The organism is Mesorhizobium huakuii (assembly GCF_014189455.1).
In the GTDB taxonomy this organism is placed as follows: Bacteria; Pseudomonadota; Alphaproteobacteria; order Rhizobiales; family Rhizobiaceae; genus Mesorhizobium; species Mesorhizobium huakuii_A.
In genome coordinates this window covers 5,798,567-5,819,817 of sequence record NZ_CP050296.1, presented here as the reverse complement: position 1 = coordinate 5,819,817, position 21,251 = coordinate 5,798,567, and the positions used below count along the sequence as shown (strand labels likewise).

Annotated in this window: 24 protein-coding genes and 1 pseudogene; 11 read left to right on the top strand and 14 right to left on the bottom strand. The window is 63.0% G+C overall.

The window, feature by feature from the left end; translation table 11 throughout:
- Nucleotides 1–139: 139 nt before the first annotated feature.
- Nucleotides 140–1,045 (top strand): hypothetical protein, encoded by a 906-nt coding sequence (locus HB778_RS28225; protein ID WP_183458707.1) that lies wholly within the window; start codon nucleotides 140–142, stop codon nucleotides 1,043–1,045.
- Nucleotides 1,046–1,051: 6 nt separating this feature from the next.
- On the opposite strand, the gene HB778_RS28220 is transcribed toward HB778_RS28225, so the two are convergent.
- Both HB778_RS28220 and HB778_RS28215 read right to left on the bottom strand, forming a co-directional pair.
- Nucleotides 1,052–1,264: a hypothetical protein gene (locus HB778_RS28220; protein WP_183458705.1), complete on the bottom strand. Its 213-nt coding sequence runs from the start codon at nucleotides 1,262–1,264 to the stop codon at nucleotides 1,052–1,054.
- A gap of 152 nt (nucleotides 1,265–1,416) precedes the next feature.
- Nucleotides 1,417–1,812, bottom strand: coding sequence for a GFA family protein (locus HB778_RS28215; RefSeq protein ID WP_183458703.1), 396 nt, complete (start codon nucleotides 1,810–1,812; stop codon nucleotides 1,417–1,419).
- 114 nt (nucleotides 1,813–1,926) lie between these two features.
- On the opposite strand from HB778_RS28215, the gene HB778_RS28210 reads away from it, so the two are divergent.
- Nucleotides 1,927–2,955, top strand: coding sequence for an isopenicillin N synthase family dioxygenase (locus tag HB778_RS28210; protein WP_183458701.1), 1,029 nt, complete (start codon nucleotides 1,927–1,929; stop codon nucleotides 2,953–2,955).
- Between the two features lie 79 nt (nucleotides 2,956–3,034).
- Here the strand turns inward: HB778_RS28210 and HB778_RS28205 are convergent, their stop codons facing one another.
- Nucleotides 3,035–3,283, bottom strand: a complete 249-nt coding sequence (locus tag HB778_RS28205; protein WP_183458698.1) for a ParB N-terminal domain-containing protein — start codon at nucleotides 3,281–3,283, stop codon at nucleotides 3,035–3,037.
- Nucleotides 3,284–3,438: 155 nt separating this feature from the next.
- On the opposite strand from HB778_RS28205, the gene HB778_RS28200 reads away from it, so the two are divergent.
- From HB778_RS28200 to HB778_RS28175, 6 genes and pseudogenes are all read left to right on the top strand, one after another.
- Nucleotides 3,439–5,082 (top strand): N,N-dimethylformamidase beta subunit family domain-containing protein, encoded by a 1,644-nt coding sequence (locus HB778_RS28200; protein WP_183458696.1) that lies wholly within the window; start codon nucleotides 3,439–3,441, stop codon nucleotides 5,080–5,082.
- A 1-nt stretch (nucleotide 5,083) separates the two neighbouring features.
- Entirely contained in the window at nucleotides 5,084–6,469 is a 1,386-nt protein-coding gene (locus HB778_RS28195) for an aspartate aminotransferase family protein (protein WP_183458694.1), read from the top strand.
- A 3-nt stretch (nucleotides 6,470–6,472) separates the two neighbouring features.
- Entirely contained in the window at nucleotides 6,473–7,402 is a 930-nt protein-coding gene (locus HB778_RS28190) for a 3-keto-5-aminohexanoate cleavage protein (RefSeq protein WP_183458692.1), read from the top strand.
- Between the two features lie 19 nt (nucleotides 7,403–7,421).
- Nucleotides 7,422–7,931, top strand: a complete 510-nt coding sequence (locus HB778_RS28185; protein ID WP_183458690.1) for a DUF523 domain-containing protein — start codon at nucleotides 7,422–7,424, stop codon at nucleotides 7,929–7,931.
- Between the two features lie 3 nt (nucleotides 7,932–7,934).
- A complete protein-coding gene (locus HB778_RS28180) occupies nucleotides 7,935–8,456 on the top strand; it encodes a GNAT family N-acetyltransferase (protein WP_183458688.1) in 522 nt (173 codons plus the stop codon).
- Nucleotides 8,453–9,480: pseudogene (locus HB778_RS28175) on the top strand (histone deacetylase family protein). Before HB778_RS28180 ends, HB778_RS28175 begins: the two are co-directional and overlap by 4 nt.
- Nucleotides 9,481–9,498: 18 nt before the next feature.
- Here the strand turns inward: HB778_RS28175 and HB778_RS28170 are convergent.
- The 3 genes from HB778_RS28170 to HB778_RS28160 all read right to left on the bottom strand — a co-directional run bounded on the left by HB778_RS28170 (nucleotide 9,499) and on the right by HB778_RS28160 (nucleotide 12,417).
- Complete coding sequence (locus tag HB778_RS28170; protein WP_183458686.1) at nucleotides 9,499–10,767, bottom strand: cysteine desulfurase-like protein; 1,269 nt, start codon at nucleotides 10,765–10,767, stop codon at nucleotides 9,499–9,501.
- A gap of 48 nt (nucleotides 10,768–10,815) precedes the next feature.
- Nucleotides 10,816–11,883 carry an aldo/keto reductase gene (locus tag HB778_RS28165; protein WP_183458684.1) on the bottom strand — a complete coding sequence of 356 codons (1,068 nt, stop codon included), beginning with the start codon at nucleotides 11,881–11,883 and terminating at the stop codon, nucleotides 10,816–10,818.
- Between the two features lie 114 nt (nucleotides 11,884–11,997).
- Nucleotides 11,998–12,417 (bottom strand): hypothetical protein, encoded by a 420-nt coding sequence (locus HB778_RS28160; RefSeq protein ID WP_244662009.1) that lies wholly within the window; start codon nucleotides 12,415–12,417, stop codon nucleotides 11,998–12,000.
- Between HB778_RS28160 and HB778_RS41760 the strand changes: the two genes are divergently transcribed.
- The gene (locus HB778_RS41760; RefSeq protein WP_244661655.1) at nucleotides 12,346–12,513 is read left to right on the top strand and encodes a hypothetical protein; all 168 of its coding nucleotides are present in this window, start codon (nucleotides 12,346–12,348) and stop codon (nucleotides 12,511–12,513) included. The genes HB778_RS28160 and HB778_RS41760 overlap by 72 nt on opposite strands.
- Before the next feature lie 329 nt (nucleotides 12,514–12,842).
- A complete protein-coding gene (locus HB778_RS28155; protein ID WP_080511763.1) occupies nucleotides 12,843–13,007 on the top strand; it encodes a hypothetical protein in 165 nt (54 codons plus the stop codon).
- 55 nt (nucleotides 13,008–13,062) lie between these two features.
- Here HB778_RS28155 and HB778_RS28150 read toward each other — a convergent pair whose 3' ends face one another.
- On the bottom strand, nucleotides 13,063–13,569 hold the full coding sequence (locus tag HB778_RS28150) for a DUF1993 domain-containing protein (RefSeq protein ID WP_183458682.1): 507 nt from the start codon (nucleotides 13,567–13,569) through the stop codon (nucleotides 13,063–13,065).
- A 141-nt stretch (nucleotides 13,570–13,710) separates the two neighbouring features.
- Between HB778_RS28150 and HB778_RS28145 the strand changes: the two genes are divergently transcribed.
- On the top strand, nucleotides 13,711–14,763 hold the full coding sequence (locus HB778_RS28145) for a DUF1176 domain-containing protein (protein ID WP_183458680.1): 1,053 nt from the start codon (nucleotides 13,711–13,713) through the stop codon (nucleotides 14,761–14,763).
- Nucleotides 14,764–14,791: 28 nt separating this feature from the next.
- On the opposite strand, the gene HB778_RS28140 is transcribed toward HB778_RS28145, so the two are convergent.
- From HB778_RS28140 to HB778_RS28110, 7 genes are read right to left on the bottom strand one after another with little or no spacing between them, the layout of a single operon-like run.
- On the bottom strand, nucleotides 14,792–15,691 hold the full coding sequence (locus HB778_RS28140; protein ID WP_183458678.1) for an alpha/beta hydrolase family protein: 900 nt from the start codon (nucleotides 15,689–15,691) through the stop codon (nucleotides 14,792–14,794).
- Between the two features lie 32 nt (nucleotides 15,692–15,723).
- The gene (locus tag HB778_RS28135; protein ID WP_183458676.1) at nucleotides 15,724–17,334 is read right to left on the bottom strand and encodes an NTP transferase domain-containing protein; all 1,611 of its coding nucleotides are present in this window, start codon (nucleotides 17,332–17,334) and stop codon (nucleotides 15,724–15,726) included.
- Nucleotides 17,331–18,035 carry an XdhC family protein gene (locus tag HB778_RS28130; RefSeq protein WP_183458674.1) on the bottom strand — a complete coding sequence of 235 codons (705 nt, stop codon included), beginning with the start codon at nucleotides 18,033–18,035 and terminating at the stop codon, nucleotides 17,331–17,333. The genes HB778_RS28135 and HB778_RS28130 overlap by 4 nt, the downstream gene beginning before the upstream one ends.
- A 6-nt stretch (nucleotides 18,036–18,041) precedes the next feature.
- Complete coding sequence (locus tag HB778_RS28125) at nucleotides 18,042–18,380, bottom strand: XdhC family protein (protein WP_027045528.1); 339 nt, start codon at nucleotides 18,378–18,380, stop codon at nucleotides 18,042–18,044.
- 45 nt (nucleotides 18,381–18,425) lie between these two features.
- Nucleotides 18,426–19,691, bottom strand: coding sequence for a vWA domain-containing protein (locus HB778_RS28120; protein ID WP_183458672.1), 1,266 nt, complete (start codon nucleotides 19,689–19,691; stop codon nucleotides 18,426–18,428).
- Nucleotides 19,692–19,695: 4 nt separating this feature from the next.
- Nucleotides 19,696–20,625: an AAA family ATPase gene (locus HB778_RS28115; RefSeq protein WP_183458670.1), complete on the bottom strand. Its 930-nt coding sequence runs from the start codon at nucleotides 20,623–20,625 to the stop codon at nucleotides 19,696–19,698.
- Entirely contained in the window at nucleotides 20,622–21,149 is a 528-nt protein-coding gene (locus HB778_RS28110; protein WP_183458668.1) for a flavin reductase, read from the bottom strand. The genes HB778_RS28115 and HB778_RS28110 overlap by 4 nt, the downstream gene beginning before the upstream one ends.
- Between the last annotated feature and the right edge of the window lie 102 nt (nucleotides 21,150–21,251).

Sequence of the window (21,251 nt, the reverse complement as noted above, 5' to 3'; positions counted from 1 at the left end):
CCATGAGGGGCGATCCCGAGCAATAGTCTGGCGATCCCCGGAATCCTATTTACGGATTTGTAAGGCGCCGCTTGACAAGCCGCGCATTCATATTATTCTTCGCTAATCTTACACTGTAAGATAATGACGGAGGAGAGCCATGCCGACCGCCCTGTCAGAATTGCAGCCCCTGCCCGAACCGCACCCGCCTGGCATTGCGATCGACGATGTCTCGCGCGACCTCAGCCGTATTATCGAGCGCGCCGAGGTGAACGCCTGGCTCGACCTCTATGCCGCCGCGCCGGCCGATTTCGCCGCAAGGCAAGGGCTTTCGATAGCTGGAGAAGGCGACCTCACCTGGACCACCTGCACGACGATCCCGTTCGTCCATTTCAACTGCGTGAAGAATTTCGGCGTCGACAGCCCGGCCTCCGAAAGCCAGCTCGACGCGCTGCTGGCGCACTACCGCGCCGCCGGCATTTCGCGGCCCTGGTTCTATGTCAATCCACACACCGAACCATCACGCGTCAGATGCTGGCTCGAGGCGCGCGGCCTGCAGCGCCAGGGCGGCTGGGAGCGGATTTATCGCGAGGCGGAACCGCTGTCATCCGAGCCGCTGTTCATGGCTGACGGGGTTTCAGTCGAACGCGTGACGAAGGCATCGGCAAGCGAATGGGCCGGCTTCATCGACAGAAGCTACCGGCTGCCAACCTCACCCTGGCTGCTGGCTCTGGTCGGCCGGCAGGGCTGGCATCACTACATGGCCAGGCGCGATGGCGCGGTGGCGGCCGTGCGCTCGCTGTTCATCGGCGCCGACGGCGCGGCCTGGAGCGGCATCGAAGCGCCGGTGCCGGGCATCATGGCGCCGAGCTTCGATCTCGACGCGGTGCTTGGAGAAGCGCTGGTGCGCGACGGAATTGCGGCCGGCGCGAAACTGTTCGTCGCCGACATCGAGGCGCCGCACGAGGAACGCAACGGCCCTGCCTATCGCAACTATGCACGCCTGGGCTTCAGAATCGCCTATTTCCGCAGCCATTACAGCTATTTGCCGGCTAGTTCCAACTGACCGCGCCTAACTGCGCAGCCATTGCTGGAAACAACTTTTGGCCACTATATGGGCCGGCGGAACGACCGGCTGATCGGTACGGGCACCATCGGGCACCCTGCTGCGGACCCGTTCGAGCAGCATGCGTACCTGTTCCGGGCGCACACGGTCGCGCTCCATGACAAGCAGGACCATCGGATCGCTCAAAAGCTCGTCCAGGGTGCTGATGCTGTCGTTCATCCGTCGTCTCCTCGAATGCCGGCCCGCGCAGCATAGATAGGAAGACAATGATGGCCCGCCAATGACGTTTTGCCGGCTATCGCGTGTTGTTTTGGATTAAATTTTGGTCATGGTTTCACTTTCCCTTCGCGCCTGTGGATGGGAGAGAAAGTCTAGGCTGGTGGAGCGCCTTCGTATTGCGGCAGGCCGTCATCGAGCACCACCCAGGGCTGTTTCGAGGCGGTGAAAATATGCATCTGTGGCTTGAAGGCCGAGGGGTCGTCGAGCGAACCGGTGGTGATGCCGATGATGCCGGCGGAGTCGCGCCGCGAAAACATCGTCGTGCCGCAGCTTGGGCAAAACCCGCGCTTGAGATCGGGCGAGGTGTTCACCGTCGCCAGCGGCCCCTCAATGGTCACATCATCGATGCGAAACAGCACGCGTGCGTTGAAGGCGGCGCCGATCGCCTTCTGGCAAAGCCGGCAGTGGCAGACGCGTTCGTTGATGGGAATAGCGTCGGCACGATAGCGCACCGCTCCGCACAGGCACCCGCCCTGATGTTTAGTCATCGCCTTGATCCACGATTGGAGAGAATAAGCGGCAAGCTAGTCGCATGACCGACAGGGTCAATTGAAAAGCTTTGATACAACGCCATCGATAATCGGAATGCGATGGAGTTCACCATGGCGCAAGACATCGACACCATCGGCATCGCGGATCTGTTCGGGCCGCCCTCGGCCGCCCGCGACCGCGCTGACGCCAGCATCATGGCCGCTGCCTCGGGAATAGGTTTCATGGCGGTCCGGGATTTTCCCGGCGATGCCTGGCTGACGCCGGACAGAAGAGCGCAATTGCTGCGCATCTTCGCCCTTCCCGACACAGAGAAGCAGAAATTGCTGCGCTGGAATTTCGACCAGACAAAAAAGAACGTCTATCGCGGATGGTTCCCGCTGCAGCCGACAGCCGTCTCCTACAAGGAAGGCATCGACATGGGGCCGGATATCGCTGGTGCAACCGGCCGTTCGGTATCCGACGATCCGCTGTGCGAGCCGACGCCCTTGCCGGCCGAAAGCGCCCTGCCCGGCTGGCGCGCGGCTGCGGCGGATTACTACCGCGCGATGGAGAGCGTCGGCAACGCGCTGATGCGGTCGATCGCGCGCGGGCTTGGCCTGCCGGAAACGATCTTCGATCGCTATTTCGAGCATGGCATCTCGACGCTGCGTCTGATCCGCTATCCCCTGCGCGACGCCAATGCGGGCATCGACATCAGCGGGCCTGACTTCTCGGTGGTCCACAAGGGGGAGACACGCACCATCATCGGCCGCGAGCATGCCGATTCCGGTTTTGTCACCTTGCTGGCGCAGGACGGTGTCGAGGGCTTGCAGGCAAAGAACCTCGCAGGCGAATGGATCGACGTGCCGCCGGCCAACGGCACGCTGGCGGTCAATTTCGGCCAGTTGCTGGAGCGCTGGACCGGCGGGCGTGTGCGAGCGACGCGGCACCGGGTGATTGCGCCGAAGACGGCGCGGTTCTCGATCCCGTTTTTCTATGAACCGCGTGTCGACGCCGAGATCGCGCCGCTGCCACTAAGCGACGCCGAGGCTTTCGAACCGTTTCTTTATGGCGATTATCTCTGGGAAGCGGCGACGAATTTCGTCGAGATGAACGGCATCAAGCATCTCAGGCAGCCCCGCCGGGCAATGGCTTCCTGAACCACACGCCGGCAACCCGACACTGCCAGCGAAAAAATCTGGAGACTATGCGCTGGGAGAACCGCGAACCGAACCCGCGTCAGTGGCGCTTGGCTTGCACCAGATAGGCGTCAATCTCGGTCTCGCCGAGCCACCTGGCCGCTTCCAGCCGATGCAGACCTTCGACGAGGATATGACGCTTGCCGTCGTGGCGGACCTGGATCGGCGTCTTCATGCCATTCTCCAATATGTCCTCGGCGAGATGGCGGACGGTCTCGGGGTGCAATGTCTTCTTGCGCGCCGTCGGCACGTAGATGTCGTCGACCTTGACCTTTTGCACTTTGAGCATACTGGCTCCCACGGCGGAAAATACCGCCTCGCCTGAGATAGTCGGTTTGCCGGGTGCGGCCAAGAGCGGCTAAGCAATCGCTGGCCCGATCGTTTCCATTTGACGCTTGGCCGGCAGATGGCCGAAATGACGGCCTTCGATCCTCTCCGGTGTTCATGACCCATCTGCCAACCGAATTCCCCGATTTCGGACTGACAGCGGAGCAGCGCCGCCACGCAGTGCGCGGCCATTACTACGAGTGGCCAGGAATGGATGGCGAGCGCGGCGAGATCTGGTGCTACAGCGACCGCTTTTCCTATCGCGCCGGTGAGACGGTGACGCTGTATGTCAGTTCGACGGCTCCAGCATTCAACATGGCGATCGTTCGTGACGGCGGCACCGAGACGAAAGTGTTCGAGAAATCGGGCATTGCGGCGGTCTGGCAGGACACTTCAGACCAATGTTCCGCAGGGGGTTGTGGCTGGGAAGCCGCCTTCGAATTCCGTGTCGAGAGCGACTGGCCGTCCGGTGCCTATCGGATAACGCTGACTGCCGTTGGCCATGATGGCAGGCCGATCTACAGCCACCATCTGTTCATCGTCAGCCCCCAGTCCGGGAGGAAGCCCGGCCGCGTGCTGCAGGTGGCCGCGACGGGGACCTGGCTTGCCTACAACACCTGGGGCGGCTCCAACCATTATCAGGGCATCACCGGACCGGATCGCAACCAGTATTCGCCGATCGTGTCGACGCAGCGCCCCTGGTGCCGTGGCTTCGTCGTGCTGCCAAAAGATGCGCCGCGCGTGCCGTTGGAGGTCGCCGTCCCACCGAAGACGGTGCCGCGCTATCCGCATATGGAATGGGCGTTGGCCACCGGCCATTCGAAGAAATACGCCTCGTCCGGCTGGGCGAGCTACGACAGCCATTTCTTCCGGTTCGCCGAGCAGGCCGGCTATGCCGTCGATCTCGCCAGCCAGCACGATTTGCATTTTTCGCCCGACATTCTCGACGGCTATGACTGCGCGGTCTTCGTCGGCCATGACGAATACTGGACCTGGGAAATGCGCGACGCGGTCGACAGCTACGTCGAACGCGGCGGCCACGCGGCGCGCTTTGCCGGTAATTTCATGTGGCAGACGCGGCTGGAGGACGAGGGTCGTCGGCAGGTCTGCTACAAATACCGCGCGCGCAAGGAGGATCCCGCCTATCTCCAAGGCGGCGACGTCACCCGCGCCACCAATTCGTGGGAAGCGCCGGAGATCGGCCGGCCGGGTTCAGCAACCTTCGGCCTCAACGCGACACGCGGCGTCTATGCCGGCTGGGGCGGCTGCGCGCCACGCGGCGTGCGTGGTTTTCCGGTCTACCGGCCGGAGCACTGGGCCTTTGCCGGCACCGGTATCTACTATGGCGACCTGCTCGGTGCCGACAGTCATGTCTATGGCTATGAGGTCGACGGGCTCGACTTCGAGATCCGCGGCGGCCTGCCCTACCCCACCGCAACCAGCGGCGCGCCGGAAGGCTTGCAGGTTCTCGCCGTCGGCATGGCATCCCAGGTCGAGGAAAGCGCCGACATTCCGATCGAAGACCAGTTCCTCACCGATGAGGATGGCCGCTTCACCGCCGAGACTTTGTTTGGCGAGGCGAGCGACGCCAATCTCGAAAAAGTCAAACGCGGCAACGGCATGATCGTCAACTTCCCGCGCGGCAAGGGCGAAGTCTTCCATGCCGGAAGCTGCGAATGGGTGGCCGGCCTGCTAAGACAAGACCCGATGGTCGAACGCGTCACCCAGAATGTCCTTGATCGCTACCTTGGAAAGTCCTGACATGTCGAAGACCCAGACCGCCGCTCAAGTGACCGAGGCGCGCCGCGAATCGCATCTGTTCTATTTGTCCAGCCTGCGCCGGCCGCTGATCGACCACGCCGAGGGCATCTATATGTGGACGCAGGACGGACGTCGCTTCATCGACGGCTCGAGCGGGCCGATGGTCGCCAATATCGGCCATTCCAACCGCAATGTGCTGGACGCCATGAAACGGCAGATGGACCGCGCCACCTTTGCCTACCGGCTGCATTTCGAGAACGAGCCGGCGGAAGAGCTAGCGCGGGAACTGGCCGGCAAATTGCCTGAAGGCATGGACCGCATCTTCTTCGTCTCGGGTGGCTCGGAAGCGACGGAATCCTGCATCAAGCTGGCGCGGCAATGGGCTGTCGCCACCGGCCAGGCCAGCCGTTGGAAGGTGATCACCCGCTTCCCCTCCTATCATGGCGGCACGCTGGGTTCGCTGTCGATCACCGGCGACGACGCGCTGGCCGAAACCTTCGAGCCGATGATGCGGGTGATGCCGACCGTGCCGGCGCCGACCGCCTGGCGCGACCGCGACAATCTCTCGATGGAGCAGCGCGGCGTCCGCTATGCCGACATGCTGGAGGAGAAGATTCTCGCTGAAGGTCCCGAAAGCGTCGTCGCCTTCATCATGGAGCCGATCGGTGGTGCGGCCACCGCCGCCCTGGTGGCGCCCGACAGCTACTATGCGCGTATCCGCGAGATCTGCGACCGCTACGGCATCCTGCTCATCCATGACGAAGTGATGAGCGGCGCCGGCCGCACCGGCAAATTCCTCGGCGGCGATCATTGGAATTGCAAGCCCGACATCGTCGCGCTGTCCAAGGGGCTGGGCTCCGGCTATGCGCCGCTCGGCGCGCTCGCCGCACCGATGCGGCTGGTGCAGCCGCTGCTCGCTTCCGGCGGCTTCCAGCATGGCCACACCTATGCCGGCAATCCGCTGGCCTGTGCCGCCGGCCTTGCGGTGCTTGGCGAAATGGATCGGCTCGACCTGATCGCCAATGCCGCTGCCATGGGCGACGTGCTGATGGACGGGCTGAAGGGACTGGCGAAGCGTTTTCCCTTCATCGCCGATGTGCGCGGCAAAGGCCTGTTGACCGGTGCCGAAATGGTTGCCGATCCGGAGACGTTGCGGCCGATCGACCAGGGCAAGAAAGCCACGCAGCGCCTGCTCGATCTCGCCTATGAGCGCGGGCTGATCATCTATGGCCGCCGGGTCAAGGGTGGTGTCGACGGCGACAATTTCATGGTCGCGCCACCGATGATCGTCACCAGCGAACAGGTCGGCGAGATCATCTCCATTATCGGCGACTCGCTGGAAGTTCTGGCCGCCGAGCTCGACCTGCCGGTCGAAGGCCGGGGCTGAAAAATGGCGCCGCGCAAAGTCATCATCACCTGCGCCGTCACCGGCTCGGTGCACACGCCATCGATGTCGCCCTATCTGCCGGTGACGCCGGACCAGATCGCGGCCGATGCCATCGCTGCCGCGGAAGCAGGTGCCTCGATCCTGCATCTGCACGCCCGCGATCCCAAAGACGGCCGGCCGACGGCCGATCCTGATGTCTTCATGCAGTTCCTGCCGCGCATCAAGCAGGCGACCGATGCGGTGATCAACATCACCACTGGTGGCTCCTCCTTGATGACACTGGACCAGCGGCTGGCGGCGCCACTGCGGGCCGAGCCCGAAATGTGCTCGCTCAACATGGGCTCGATGAATTTCGCGCTGTTCCCCATGCTCGACAAGCCACGCGAATGGCAGCACGAATGGGAGCCAAAGCTGCTCGAAGCCACGCGCGACACCATTTTCAAGAACACCTTCGCCGACATGGAAGGCGTGCTGGAAAAACTGGGCACGGGCTGCGGCACGCGCTTCGAATTCGAATGCTACGATGTCGGCCACCTCTATTCGCTGGCGCATTTCCGCGACCGTGGGCTGGTGTCGGGGCCGCTGTTCATCCAGTTCGTGCTGGGCATTCTGGGCGGCATCGGCGCCGATCCGGACAATCTCATCCACATGAAGCGCATCGCCGACAAATTGTTCGGCGACAGCTACCAGTTCTCGGTGCTGGCCGCCGGCCGCCAGCAGATGCCGCTAATCTCGATCGCCGCGGCGATGGGTGGCAATGTCCGGGTCGGGCTGGAGGACAGCCTCTATGATGGCCGCCAGCTGGCGAAATCCAACGCCGACCAGGTGCGCCGCATCCGTGGCATTCTCGATGGCTTGTCGCTGGAGGTTGCCACGCCGGCCGAAGCGCGTGAGATGCTGGCGCTGAAGGGTGGCGACCGGGTGGCTTTCTAGAAGCAAGGGAGGAGCTGATATGGAAAGGGTTCTCGTCTCCGCCTGCCTGCTCGGCAGCCACGTCCGCTATAACGGCTCCTACCGGCTCAACAACCATCCGGTACTGATGCGCTGGCAAGCGGAGGGACGGGTCGTGCAAATCTGCCCGGAGGTTGCCGCAGGTTTCTCAACGCCACGTCCTCCGGCGGAAATTCGCGGTGCAGGCGATGGCCGCGCTGTGCTCCACGGCCAGGGTCGAGTGGTCGAGCAGACGGGAAACGACGTGACCGCACTTTATCTCGAAGCTGGGCAGCTTGCGCTCGAACTCGCCCGAGAAACGGGATGCCGCTACGCGGTTCTTACCGACGGCAGTCCGTCCTGCGGCAGCAGCTTCGTCTACGACGGCAGTTTTGCAGGCAAACGGGTGACCGGTCGCGGCACGACCACCGCTCTGCTGGAAGCGAACGGCATTCGCGTCTTTTCGGAAGACAATATCGGCGACCTTGACGATCTCCTGAACAAGCCCGGTTCAGCCGAGACCACGGCCTGATCCATGGCAGACAAGATCCAGACAGCGACCAGCGATGCCGTGATCCGCCACGGCACCATCGACGATGTCGACACCATCCACGCCGCGCTTCTCAAACTCGGCACCCATATCGGCGCGCATCAGGAGATCACGTCCACGTCAGATGACCTGCGCCGCTACGGCTTTGGCGAAAAGCCCGCCTTCTCCACCCTGATCGCCGAAGTCGGCGGTGAATTCGCCGGCCTGTGCCTGCATTTCCCGATCTTCTCGACCTGGATGGGACGGCCCGGGGTCTATGTGCAGGACCTCTATGTCGAGGATAGGTTTCGCGGCCGCAAGATCGGCGAGCGGCTGTTGCGGCGTGTCGCGGCAGAGTGTCGGAAGGAAGGTGGCGTCTATCTGAGGCTGTCGGTCGACACCGACAATGAAGGCGCCAAAGCTTTTTACGAGAGGCTGGGCATTGCCTGGTCGAGTTACGAACAGACGCAGAAGATCATCGGCGAGGCCTTTTTCGCCTTCGCCGACGCGCCGGAGGAGCAGGAATGAAAGCCTTTTACGCCGAGGAGCAGAAGCGGCACGACCCCAAGGCCTTTCTTTCCAGCGGCGCCGCGCAGCCCAATCCGGAAAAACCCGAGCGCATCGAGAGATTGTTAGCCGGCGCAAAATCTGCCGGCTGCACGATCGAGCGGCCGCGCAATCACGGTCTCGGTCCGGTCTCGGCGGTACACACGCCCGAATATCTCGACTTCCTCGAACATATTTTCGAGCGCTGGCAGCGCATCGAGGGCGCATCGGCAGAAGTGATCCCCAACATCCATCCGATCGCACGCAGCGGCTCCTATCCGGCATCGGCGGTTGGCCAGGCCGGCTATCATATGGCTGATACAGCTTGCCCGATCTCGGGCGAGACCTGGCAAAGCGCGCTGTGGAGCGCCTGGAGCGCGGTCGAGGCCGCTGAAACGGTGATGGCTGGTGCAACCGCCGCCTATGCGCTGTGCCGCCCGCCCGGCCACCATGCCTTTGCCGATGTCGCCGGCGGCTTCTGCTTCATCAACAATTCGGCCGTTGCGGCGCAGGTGCTGCGCAAGCAGGCCGCGCGGGTGACCATCCTCGATGTCGACCTGCATCACGGCAACGGCACGCAAGGCATCTTCTATGCCCGGCCCGACGTGCTCACCGTTTCGCTGCATGCCGATCCGGTGCGCTTCTATCCGTTCTTCTGGGGCCATGCCGACGAGCGCGGCGAAGGCCCGGGCCTCGGCTATAATTTCAACCTGCCGCTGCCGCGCAAATCCGCTGACGCTGCGTTTCTGGAAGCGCTTGAAGTGGCGTTCCAGCGCATCCGGTCGTTCTCGCCCGATGCACTGGTGGTCGCGCTCGGTCTTGACGCCTTCGAGGGCGACCCGTTCGGGGGCTTTCGGTGACGACACCGGGCTTCTCGCGCATCGGCGAGGCCATCGCCGGGCTCGGCCTGCCGACAGTCATCGTCCAGGAAGGCGGCTATCTCTGCGACGCGCTCGGCGACAACCTCACCGCCTTCCTCACCGGTTTTGGGGGCAAGGCGCGGTGAAAACTTAAGCCGACGGCGTCAGGATCGTTGCTGCCTCAGCATGGCAATGACCCGATGCACGCTCTCCAGCGTCTCGTCGATTTCGGCCGCCGTGTTGTAGTGGGCGATGCCGATGCGCACGACGCCCTGTTCGGCCGGAATGCCGAGCTGATGGACGATCTCCCAGGCATAGTTGTGGCCGGACCACAGGAAGATGTTTTCGGCGTTCATCTGCCGAACGATCGTTTCCGGCACGATGCCGTCGACGGTGAAGGAGACCGTCGGCACGCGATCGCTGAGCCGCTTCGGATCCGTGATGCCATGGATGGTCAGGCCTGAAATGTCGGACAGGCCGTCGATCAACCTTTGCGCCAGCGGATTCTCATAGGCGATGCAGGCTTCGAACGCGCTAGCGATCTTCTGCCTGCGCGAACCACCCTCGCCCGCCGCCGCACCCAGCTCGGCAAAATAATCGACCGCAGCCGTGAGGCCGGCCATGAGCTCGATCTGCGGCGTGCCAAGCTCGAACCGCTCCGGCAGGCCATTGGACGAACAGCGGCATTTATAGGGTTTCAGGCCATCGATGATATCGCGCCGTCCCCACAAAATGCCCATATGCGGACCGAAGAATTTGTAGGCCGAGCAGATCAGGAAATCACAGCCGAGGTCTTGCACGTCGATCAGGCCATGCGGCGCGAACTGCACGGCGTCGACATAGACCAAGGCGCCGGCATTCTTGGCGATGGCGGTCAAAGCCTTCACGCGATTGATCGAACCAGTCAGGTTGCTGGCATAGTTCAACGCGACCAGCCGTGTCTTCTCGGAAAGCAGCCCGGCCAGCGTCGCCTCTTCGACCTGCCAGCTCTTTTCATCGAATGGCAGCCAGCGCACCACGAGGCCAAGGTCCTCGGCCAGTTGCAGCCAGGGCGAGACATTGCCCTCGTGATCCATGCGGGTGAGGATGATCTCGTCGCCGGGCTCCAGTGTGCGGCCGAGCGTGCGCGACATGTGGTAGGTCAGCGTCGTCATATTGGCGCCGATGATGATTTCCTCAGGGCTCGCCGCACCGAGGAAATCGGCCATCGCCTGATGCGCCTCGTCGACGACAGCTTGAGCCGCGATCGTCGTTTCGAAATAGCCGCCGAGATTGGCATTGGTCGTCAGCAGGCAGCGCGACACCGCATCGGCGACCGCCTGCGGCACCTGCGTGCCGGCGGGGTTGTCGAGGTAGATGCGCCGGCGGCCCTTGTCGGTCAGGGAAAGCGCTGGAAATTGTCCACGCACAACCTCGATCGGAAAATCCACCATCGTCTCCACCCCTTTGTTATTCCGTGATAATTTTTCGCCCTTAGCCTATCAAGGACAGGGATTTCCGACCCGCTGGTGGATCGCGTCCACCGCCTTCTGCATCTCCTCGGTCCAGACGACATCCACCGAAGACAACGCCATTTCGAGCTGCGGAATGGTCGTCGCACCGATGATGTTGGAGGTGACAAAGGGCCGGCTCGACACATAGGCATTGGCAAACAGCGCCGGTTCCATGCCGAAGGAGCGCGCCAGTTCATTGTATTCGAGCAGCACTTCGGCGGCATTCGGAGTCTCGTAGCGCTGGCCACGATTAAACAATTGCGAGCGCGAACCCTGCGGTCGGGCGCCATGGTCGTATTTGCCGGTCAGATAGCCCTGAGCCAGCGGCGAATAGGGCAACAACGACACCTGTTCGTGCTCGCAGACCTCGGCAAGGTTCACCTCGAAGGTGCGGTTGACGAGATTGTAGGCGTTCTGGATCGACGCGACCCGCGGGCCGATCCCTTTCTCGGCCTCTGAGAGGTAACGCATGAGGCCCCAGGAACTCTCATTCGACAGGCCGAAATGACGGATCTTTCCAGCTTTCACCAGTTCGTCGAAGACGCCAAGCGTCTCGGCGATCGGCGTCTCGTTGGCCGGTGCGCCGTCTGCATCGGCCCGCCGCGCCACCGCGCCGACGCGCGTCGGGTTTGCACCCCAAGGGATGTCCCGCTCCGGCCAGTGGATCTGGTAGAGGTCGAGATAGTCGGTGCCGAGCTTGGCCAGCGATTTCTCGACCGCGTCAAAAATATCGGCACGCACCAATTGCGACGGCCTGCCACCGCGAAACCAGTCGCTCGCCGTGCGGCCGACGACCTTGGAGGCAAGGATCACCTTGTCGCGATTGCCCTTGGCTTTCATCCAACTGCCGATGATCTTTTCCGTCCGCCCTTGCGTCTCCGCCTTGGGTGGGATCGGGTAGAGTTCGGCGGTGTCGATGAAATTGACGCCGCGCGAAAAAGCCAGATCCATCTGCGCGTGACCTTCGGCCTCGGTGTTCTGCTGGCCCCAGGTCATCGAACCAAGGCAAATCTGGGTAACAAGAAGATCGGTCCGACCGAGACGGCGTTTGTGCATGGAATTCTGCTCCGGAGGGAAAGTCTGCGCGGGAGGGAGGCTGCATCTATAGGGAAAGCGGAGGCGCTCTCCAAGCCTCACCAGGCCGACTTTTGCGTGAACCAGCTGACCTGGCTAGCGCCGGGCACCGGCCAGGGCGCGGCGCTTGGCTTCGTCGATCAGCATGTTGGCCACCTGCATGCGGATCATGGCGCGCTGGCGCAGATGCGGAGCGACGCGGTCGGGATGGTTGGTGAAAGCAAAGCTGCGGCGCATGCGGCCGAAATCGGCAGCGCTCCTGGGCTGGTTCAGCCCCAGTTCGGCCGCGATCGATTCAGGGTCAATTGGCGGCAGCTTTTCTTCGGGCTTCGGATCCTCGGCAGCAAGGGCCAGCTTGGCGTGTTCTAGCAAGGCGGCGAATTCGCTCGCCAGATCGGCACCGGCCTCACGGTATTCGGCGGCGGATACCTTGATGCGGCCGGAATGGAGTTCATCGGCGACGGAGAGATAGTCGAACGGAATGGACGGACGCGCGCCGGCCTCGTCGCCCTCGATACCGTCACCCTTGTCGGAGGCGACGAAGAGGTCGTCGAGCAGCGAAGCGAAATCACGCTTGGCGCTGGTAGCGATGTCAGCCTCCCCCTTGCCTGACTGTCAGGTTTCCAGACCATAGAACCGGCTCGTTAAAAATACATACCACCGATCTTAATGAATTTAGCCATTCGAGGATCGCGACCGGTTCTCAACAAAAAGCCGGACTGCACTTTCATGCAGTCCGGAAATTCGCCAGGAGTGGCGAGGAAAAACTGGCCATGAGCCAGCGTCGAAGCCTACGGTTCGTGCGGCGCGGAAGTTTCACTGGGCCGCAAAAAAATTTATGAAAATCATCCGGACATAGCAGGCATGCAAATGCTGCACTGCACAATCGTCACGATTCACCTATATTGGCTGGCGTGGAGGACCAACCAGGAGCCTGAATCATGGGTTTCTTCACGGAAATGTTCGCCCGGCCGCGCCCGCAGGAACATCTGAGATACCGCGCGGCGCTTGCGCTGCTTCACTCGATGAGCAATGCCGACCGCGCCGATATCGGCATCAAGCCCGCCGATTTTCCGCGCGTCGCCCGCGAAATGTCCATTCGCTGAATGCATCTCGCGAGATGTCCCGGACCGATCCGAGACATCTCGAAACGTCAGCCGCTCAACGCGATCCCAGAAATGTCGCCTTGCCCAGCGGCACGCCATTGTGGCGAAGGATGTCGTAAGCGGTGGTGAGGTGGAAGTAGAAGTTGGGCATGGCCACATGCAGCAGATACTGCATGCCGCTCAACGTTGTTTCGCGTCCGCCGAGTTTCAGTTCGATCGCTTTGTCGTCGGAACCGTCAATATCGGCGGCCGAGAACGTCGCCAGAAGCGCGAGCGTCTTGGCGATCCGCGCCTCGAGATCGGCAAAGCTTGCCTCATTGTCCTCGTATTTCGGCACCTCGCGGCCGGCCAGCCGCGACGGCGCGCCCTTGGCGTGGTCGGTGGCGATCTGCACCTGCCGGGTTAAAGCGAACATGTCGGGCGCAAGCCGCGCCGTCAAAAACACCTGCGGGTCGATCTTGCGGTCAAGGGCATTTTGTTCGGCGGCCGCCAGCACACTGGAAAGTGCTTTCAGCCTGGCTGAAAACACGGGCACGGATGCCTCATACATCGATATCGTCACGTCAAATCTCCTGTCCGGTCGGAACGCCGGCGCAGGCGACGTAACGCCTCCCCACACGATTCTTCAAGCGCCCTGGGCTCCGCGTCACCACGGCGCCGCAATCGCCGTGGTAGAATTTCCGTTATCGAGCGGAGATTCCCGATGAGACGCGTCCTTCTCGCAGCGACTGCCTTTTTCTCCCTTGCCATATCCGGCCAAACGGCGCTGGCCGCCGACGACGCGCCCGAAGCGCCCTATGTCGACGACCGGTCCGGCGCCGAGGCGGTCATCCGCTCGCTCTACAGCGCCATCAACCGGCACGAATTCGCCCGGGCCTGGGGTTATTATGGCGATGCAAAGCCGGCTAAGGATTTCGACAGTTTCGTCAAGGGCTATGACGGTACCGACAAGGTCGAGGTCGCGACCGGCGCCATTTCAGACGAAGGTGCCGCCGGCAGCATTTTCTACAACGTCCCGGTCGCCATCCGTGCCACCGACAAGAGCGGTGGCGAAAAGGTCTTTGCCGGCTGCTACACGCTGCGTCAGGTCAATGCGCAGATCCAGGCCGCGCCGCCCTTCGATCCGATCCACATCGAAAAAGGCGCGCTGAAACCCTCAACCGCCGATTTCGAAAAGGCGCTGCCGCCAAGCTGCGGCGATGGCCCGCCGCCGCCGAAGAAGGATACCGCACTCGAGCAGGTCAAGAAGGCCTTCCTGGCGACCTATGGCGACCAGTGTGACAAGCAGTTCCTGGGTGACGAGCCGGAGGTCTTTTCGATCAAGTACAAGGACAAGGATGCGCAGCCCGGCGATCCCGACAAGGAAACGCGGCTGTTCCATTTCTCCTGTTCGGCCGCGGCCTACAATGAAAGTTCGGTCTACTACATGACCGACGAATTGTCTGAAGTACGGCAATTGCAGTTCGCCGAACCCAAGATGGACATCCGCTACGAGAACAATGACAGCGAGGGCAAGCTGCTGGGCATGAGCATCGTCGGCTTCGAGACGACCGGCTGGGCGGTCAATTCCGACTATGACGCTGACACCCATACGATCACCACCTTCAACAAGTGGCGTGGCGTCGGCGACGCCTCCGATTCGGGAACCTATCTGTTCCGCAACGGCGATTTCTCGCTGGTCCAGTATGACGTCGACGCGTCCTATGACGGCGAGGAGAACCCGCAGACGGTGGTCGACTACAACACCGCGCCTTGAGCGCTGAGGGCTTCCAGACAGCGTCCGATCAAGGCGCCTTCGACAGCATCCAGTTCAGCGTGCCGCGCCAGTCGACCATGCGGATGGGGGTGCCGTGCGTGCCGGTCTCGAAGCGGACGAAGCGGGTCGGATAGGGATAGGCTTTCGACCGGGCGATGATGGAGCGGAAGAAGGCTTCCTGGTTCGCAATGGGAAAGACCACGTCATGGCTGCCTTGGCCGAAGAAGACCGGGACATGACGCCTGAAGGCGGGACTTGCGAGAAAACTCTCGTCCCATAGCGATCCGAGCAGCAGCAGCCCGTCGATGCGCCGACCGCTATCGTTGCGGGCGGCAAGTTTCCAGCACAGTGCGCCGCCCATCGAACCGCAGGCGACGAAGATTTTCGCGCCCGGCGACTGTTCGGCATAGTGGTCGATCAAGGCCGCGACCTGAGCGGCGCCCTTGTCACCGAAATCGGGGAAATCCGGCGAGAGATAAAGCCCGCCATTGCCGGCCATCAAATTCTTGATGCGGTTGAAATTGCCGCCGAAGGTGAAGTCGTCGACGCCCTGTTTGCGGCTGCCACCCTGCCCGTGCAGGTAGAGCACAATGATACCGGCGCCTTGCGTCTTGCCGACGGCGACGTGCCTGACATCGCCGGCGTCGGTCTTCAGCATCAGATCCTGCTGCACCTTGCGCACGCCGGTGTCGGTGTATTGCGGGTGCACGCGCTTTTCCGGCACCTCGTCGCGCTGGTTGATATCGCGCATCTCGCGATAGTCGATGACGGTGTAAGCGCCGTTGCTGTCAGACGAGAGCGTGGCCGGATAGGCGAAGAGATCGTCCTTGAAGGGTTTTAGTTCGAGCGCATCGGCCTGGCTGGCAAGGCAAAGAACAAATACCGCAGCCAGAAGGGCGTGAAGTGGAGAAGGAAAACGAGAAGCCATATCGCAGGCTTGCGTAATTCGGCCTGGGTTTGTCAATCCTGCAGCACGCCGCCGGCGCCTTCGAGTGCCTCGCGGGTGTCGACATCCACAGACGCGCCCTCGCCGATCTCGACATCGATGACGTCGAGCCCCTCGGCCTCGACCAGATGGCGAGCGCCGGTGTCGCCTTCGAGATGAGCGATGGCCGGGAACAGCGAGCGCGGCAGGAGCACCGGGTTGCCACGTTTGCCCTGATGCGAGGCGCGGACCACGGAATTGCCGCCGGCCTTGCGGAAGGCATCGATCAGCCGGTCGAGATCGTCTGACACAACGCCAGGCATGTCGCCCAGAACGATCATCGCGCCGGCAGTGTCTTCGGGCAGATAGGCAATACCGGCTTTCAGCGAGGTCGACAGGCCATCGGCGAAATCGGGATTGTCGGCGAAGGTCACATCCAGCCCCGCCAGTGCCGCGCGCACGCGCTCGCGCTGATGGCCGGTGACAACGATCGTACCCGACGCCTTCGAGCCAAGCGCGCGCTCGGCCGTGCGGCGCACCAGCGGCTTGCCGTCGAACAGGGCCATGAGCTTGTTCGGTCCGCCCATGCGGCTCGACCGGCCTGCCGCCAGAAGCACGATGGCGACCTTGAGCCGGCTCCTGGCCGGCAGCGGCTCGCGCGGCTGCGGCCGTGTCGGGATTTCCATCAACAGCCCGCCGACCCCCATGCCGGCTATGTCCTTCGCGGTGACGTCGAGGCCGGCAACCAGACGGTCCAGCACCCAGTCGAAGCCGTTTTCCTTGGGACTGCGGGCGCAGCCGGGCGCACCGATGACGCGCTTGCCGTCGAGTGTGCCTAGCACCAGCAGATTGCCGGGATCGACCGGCATGCCCGCGCGGATGACTGTTCCGCCCGCCATTTCGATCGCCGCCGGAACGACATCGGCGAAATCGCTCATCGCCGAGGCGCCGAAGATCACCACCATATCGTTGTCGCGCGCCAGCGAGGCGGCGGCCTCCGCTACGGGCGCGATCTCGTGCGGCGTGCGGCGCTCCGCCGTCAGCCTGCCACCGGAGCGCGCCAGGCGCGCTTCGGTGACGCGCAATGTCTTGTCGAGCACACTGGGCTTGATGCCCGGCAGAACCGTCTGGATGACACCGACGCGCACCGGCTGATAGGCGTTGACGGCAAAGATCTCGCCGCCGGCACAGATTTTCGTAACAGTGTCGACCAGGGTGGAGGCGACCGCGAAGGGGATGATCTTCACCGTCGCCACCATCTGACCCTTTTCGACCGGAGCATGCTGCGCCAGCGTGGCAAGGGTGATGGCGGGATCGACGGCGTTGATCGCGTCGATCATCGCGGCATCGACCGTGAAGATGCCTGATGCCTTAGCATGGAGATTGACCCGACCGGTGGTGGCGGGCCTCGCCTCGATGCCGCCGAAAATCATGCTCTCGGCAATTCTTTGCGCCGCGGCGTCCTCGCCGAGATCGCCCGAGGAAAGCACGGCGGCAACGACCTGCGAGATCCCTGCCCGCTTGAGTATGGAGACGTCTTCGGCGCTCAGCCTGTGCGCCTTGCGAAAGCGCTTTTCGCCGGCGGTGGTGGCATGCGCCAGTACCGCGCCTTCGGCCTCTTCAATGGCAACCGGACCGAATTTCACGCCACGGCGCCTTTGGCATCGAGGCCGCGCGACCGGAACGCGTAGATGGTCTGCGCCAGCACCGCCACAGCGATCTCGGCGGGGCTGGCGGCGCCAATGTCGAGCCCGATCGGTGCATGGATGCGGGCGATCTGGTCGGCACTGGCGCCCAGCGCCAGCAGGCGCTCGACGCGCTTGGCGTGCGTCTTGCGGCTGCCAAGCGCGCCAACGTAGAAGCAGTTGGCGTCGAGGGCCGCCTTCAGCGCAAAATCGTCGATCTTCGGGTCATGGGTGACGGCGGCAAGCGCGGTGTAGCTGTCGAGCGGCTGGCGCTTCAGCACATCTTCCGGCCACTCGGCATGCAAGGCGACATCGGGAAAACGATCCGGCGTGGCAAAGGCGGTGCGCGGATCGATGATCTCCAGGGGATAGCCGGCAATCCTGGCCATTGGCGCCAGCGCCTGGCTGATATGGACGGCGCCGATCACCACGAGGCGCGGCTGCGGCAGATGCGCGTTGAGAAAGAAGGTTCGCCCTTCCGCTTCGACGGAACCGGAATTGCCCGATCGAAATGCCCTAGCGATCGCGGCTCCGAGATCGCCGGCAACCTGATCGCCTTCGCGCACGATGCGGTCGCGGCCGTCACCAAGATCGGTGACGAGGATCGCCGCACGGCGGGCGCGGCGCTCAGCATTCAAAGTTTTTAGGGCGTATGGATCCATCTGAGATCAGCCCAACCGCTCGACATAAACCTTGATGCGACCGCCGCAGGACAGGCCGACCTGCCAGGCGGTTTCATCGGCTACGCCGAATTCGAGCATTTTGGCTTTCCCTGAGTCGATCACGTCGATCGCCTCGCTCACCACCGCACCCTCGACGCAACCGCCCGAGACCGAGCCGTGGAAATTGCCTTCGGCGTCGATGACCAGATGGCTGCCGACCGGCCTCGGCGCCGAACCCCAGGTCTCGACCACAGTGGCAATGGCGACATCCTTGCCGTCCTTCATCCAGCCTTCCGCGATAATCAGCGGGTCGCGGGCCTCATCGAGATAGATGCTGTCGTCCATGATCGCTTCTCTCAGAGTCTGTTTTTCCGATGGATAAAGATATGGCTATGCGGCGTGCTTCGCGCCAGCTTCCATCCATCGCCGCGGATCGACGGATTGTGCTGACTTCTTGTCCAGCGAAGCGCAGAGGTCGGCGAGCGCATTGAGATTGTGGGCCGAGCGGAATTCGTCGACATGCGGCAGCATCGCCTTGACGCCGCGGGCGCGCGCCTGAAAGCCGTCGAAGCGCAGCAACGGATTGAGCCAGATCAGCCGCCGGCAGGATTTGTGCAGCCGCTCCATCTCCTCCGAGAGGCCAGCGACATCGTCACGCTCCAGCCCGTCGGTGATCAGAAGCACGACCGCGCCCTGCCCCAGCACGCGCCGCGACCATATCAGGTTGAACTCGGCCAGTGTGTCGCCGATGCGTGTGCCCCCCGACCAGTCCTTGACCACCGCCGAACAGTCGGCAAGGGCGGCATCGGGATCGCGGTGGCGCATCTGCCGGGTCAGATTGGTCAGCCGCGTGCCGAAGACGAAGGTGTGGACGCGGCGGCGTTTTTCCGTCAGCGCATGCAGGAAATGCAGGAAGATGCGCGTGTACTGGCTCATCGAACCGGAAATGTCGGCCAGGACCACCAGCGGCGGATGGACTTCGCGCGCCGAGCGGAATTTCGGCAGGATCAGTTCGCCGCCGGTGCGCGCGGCGGAGCGCATCATGGCGCGCGGGTCGATGCGGCGGCCATGCGCATCAGCCTTGAAACGCCTGGTCCGCACCATGTCGAAAGGCAATCGCAGCTCGGCGATGGCCTTCTTGGCATCCGCCATTTCCGCGGCGTTCATCTGGGCAAAGTCCTTGCCCCGCAACACCTCATTGCCGGAAAAGGTGAAACGGGCATCGACCTCGATCTCGGGGACTTCCTGCGGCGGCTGGTTCTTCTGATGACCTTCGAACATGGCCTGGCTGACGCGGTTCTCGGCCGCGCGCGGCTTCTGCTTCTCCTTGACGTCCGGCGCCACCGGCGAAAACATCGCCAGCAGTTTCTCGATCAGTTCGCGCGATTTCCAGAACAGCCGGAAGGCTTCGTCAAAGGTCGGGTGATCCTCATGCCTGGACACCAGCACCGCGTGCAGCGTCCAGTAGAAATCGTCGCGTGAACCAATGCCGGCGGCCAGCACCGCCTCGATGGCATCCTTGACCGAGGCCGGCCCGACCCGCATGCCGGCCTTGCGCAAGGTGCGGGCGAAATAGACGATGTTGTCGGCGATGCGTCCGTCCGCCGTCGCCTCTCTGGGGTCGGCCTCTTTGGGGTAAGCACCCGGCGCCTTCATCGCGCTACTCCGCCGCCGCGAGCTCGGCCTTGACCTCGTCGAGGATGCGCCGGCCCTCGCCCGCGCCGATGCGGGCAATGTCGTCCTGGTATTTCAACAGCACGCCGATCGTGTCGGAGACGGTTTCGGGATCGAGCGCCACCTTGTCGAGTTCGGTCAACGCGCCGGCCCAGTCAATGGTTTCGGCAACGCCCGGCACCTTGAACAGCTCGATCTGGCGCAGCTTCTGGATGAAGGAGACCACCTCCGCCGAGAGCCGCTGGTTGGCTTGCGGCACCTTGCGGCGCACGATCTCCAACTCGCGCTCGGCATTGGGATAATCGACCCAATGGTAGAGGCAACGCCGCTTCAGCGCGTCGTGGATCTCGCGGGTGCGGTTGGTGGTGATGATGACGATCGGCGGTTCTTCCGCCTTGATGGTGCCGAGTTCCGGCACCGTCACCTGGTAGTCGGACAGGATTTCGAGCAGGAAGGCTTCGAAGGCCTCGTCGGTGCGGTCGAGCTCGTCGATCAGGAAGACCGGCGCGGCACCTATCTTGCCCGTCAGTGCATCGAGCACCGGGCGGCGGATCAGATATTTTTCGGAGAACACATTGCGCTCCATGGCGGAGCGGTCAACCTTGCCGGCCGCCTCCTCCATGCGGATTTCGATCATCTGCGCGGCGTAGTTCCACTCGTAGACGGCGGAAGAAACGTCGAGCCCCTCATAGCACTGCAGGCGGATCAGCCGGCGGCCGAGCGCCCCAGCCAACACCTTGGCGATCTCGGTCTTGCCGACGCCGGCCTCGCCCTCGAGGAACAAGGGCCGGTTCATGCGCAACGACAGGAAAAGAACGGTCGCCAGCGACCGGTCCGCCACATAATCCGCGCCGGTCAGGAGATCGAGCGTCTCGTCGATCGTCCGCGGTACGGGGCGCGGTTTCAGTTCGGTCATTCTTTCTCCGTGAACGCCGCCGCTCCGCTGTCCAGGACATGGTAGCCGCGAGCGTGGTAGATCAGCGGCCGCAAATTATCGCCCATGCGCAAGCCTGTCACCTTGCCAAAAAGCACACGATGGGTGGCCAGGTCCTTGGTGTCGATCAGCTCGCAGTCGAACACCGCGAGCGCGCCCTTCAGCGTCGGCGCGCCGGTGGAAATCACATCCCACTCACCGAGCGCGAAACGCTCCTCGACCGGCAGGCCGGTGATGCCGGAAAAGCCGATCGACAGCGGCTCCTGGTGCGAGGCCAGCGTGTTCAGGGCAAACCGGCCGTTTTTCACGAACAGCTCGTTCTTGGCATTCTCGCGGTTGAGGCAGACCAGAATGGTCGGCGGCGTGTCCGACACCGAACAGGCAGCGATCACCGTCGTGCCACGCTTGCCGGCGGGCCCGTCGGTGGTGACCACATGGACGTGACCGGCAAAATGGCTCATCGCGTCGCGATAGGCCTGCGGTCCAATATCGTTCTTCTTCAGCACCGGAATTTTCCACAACCAGAAACCCTAGCGCTATATATGGCCAGACATGACATGCCACAAGCGAAGTGCTTGGCCCATATCCCCAAATTCGCGTGTTGCACC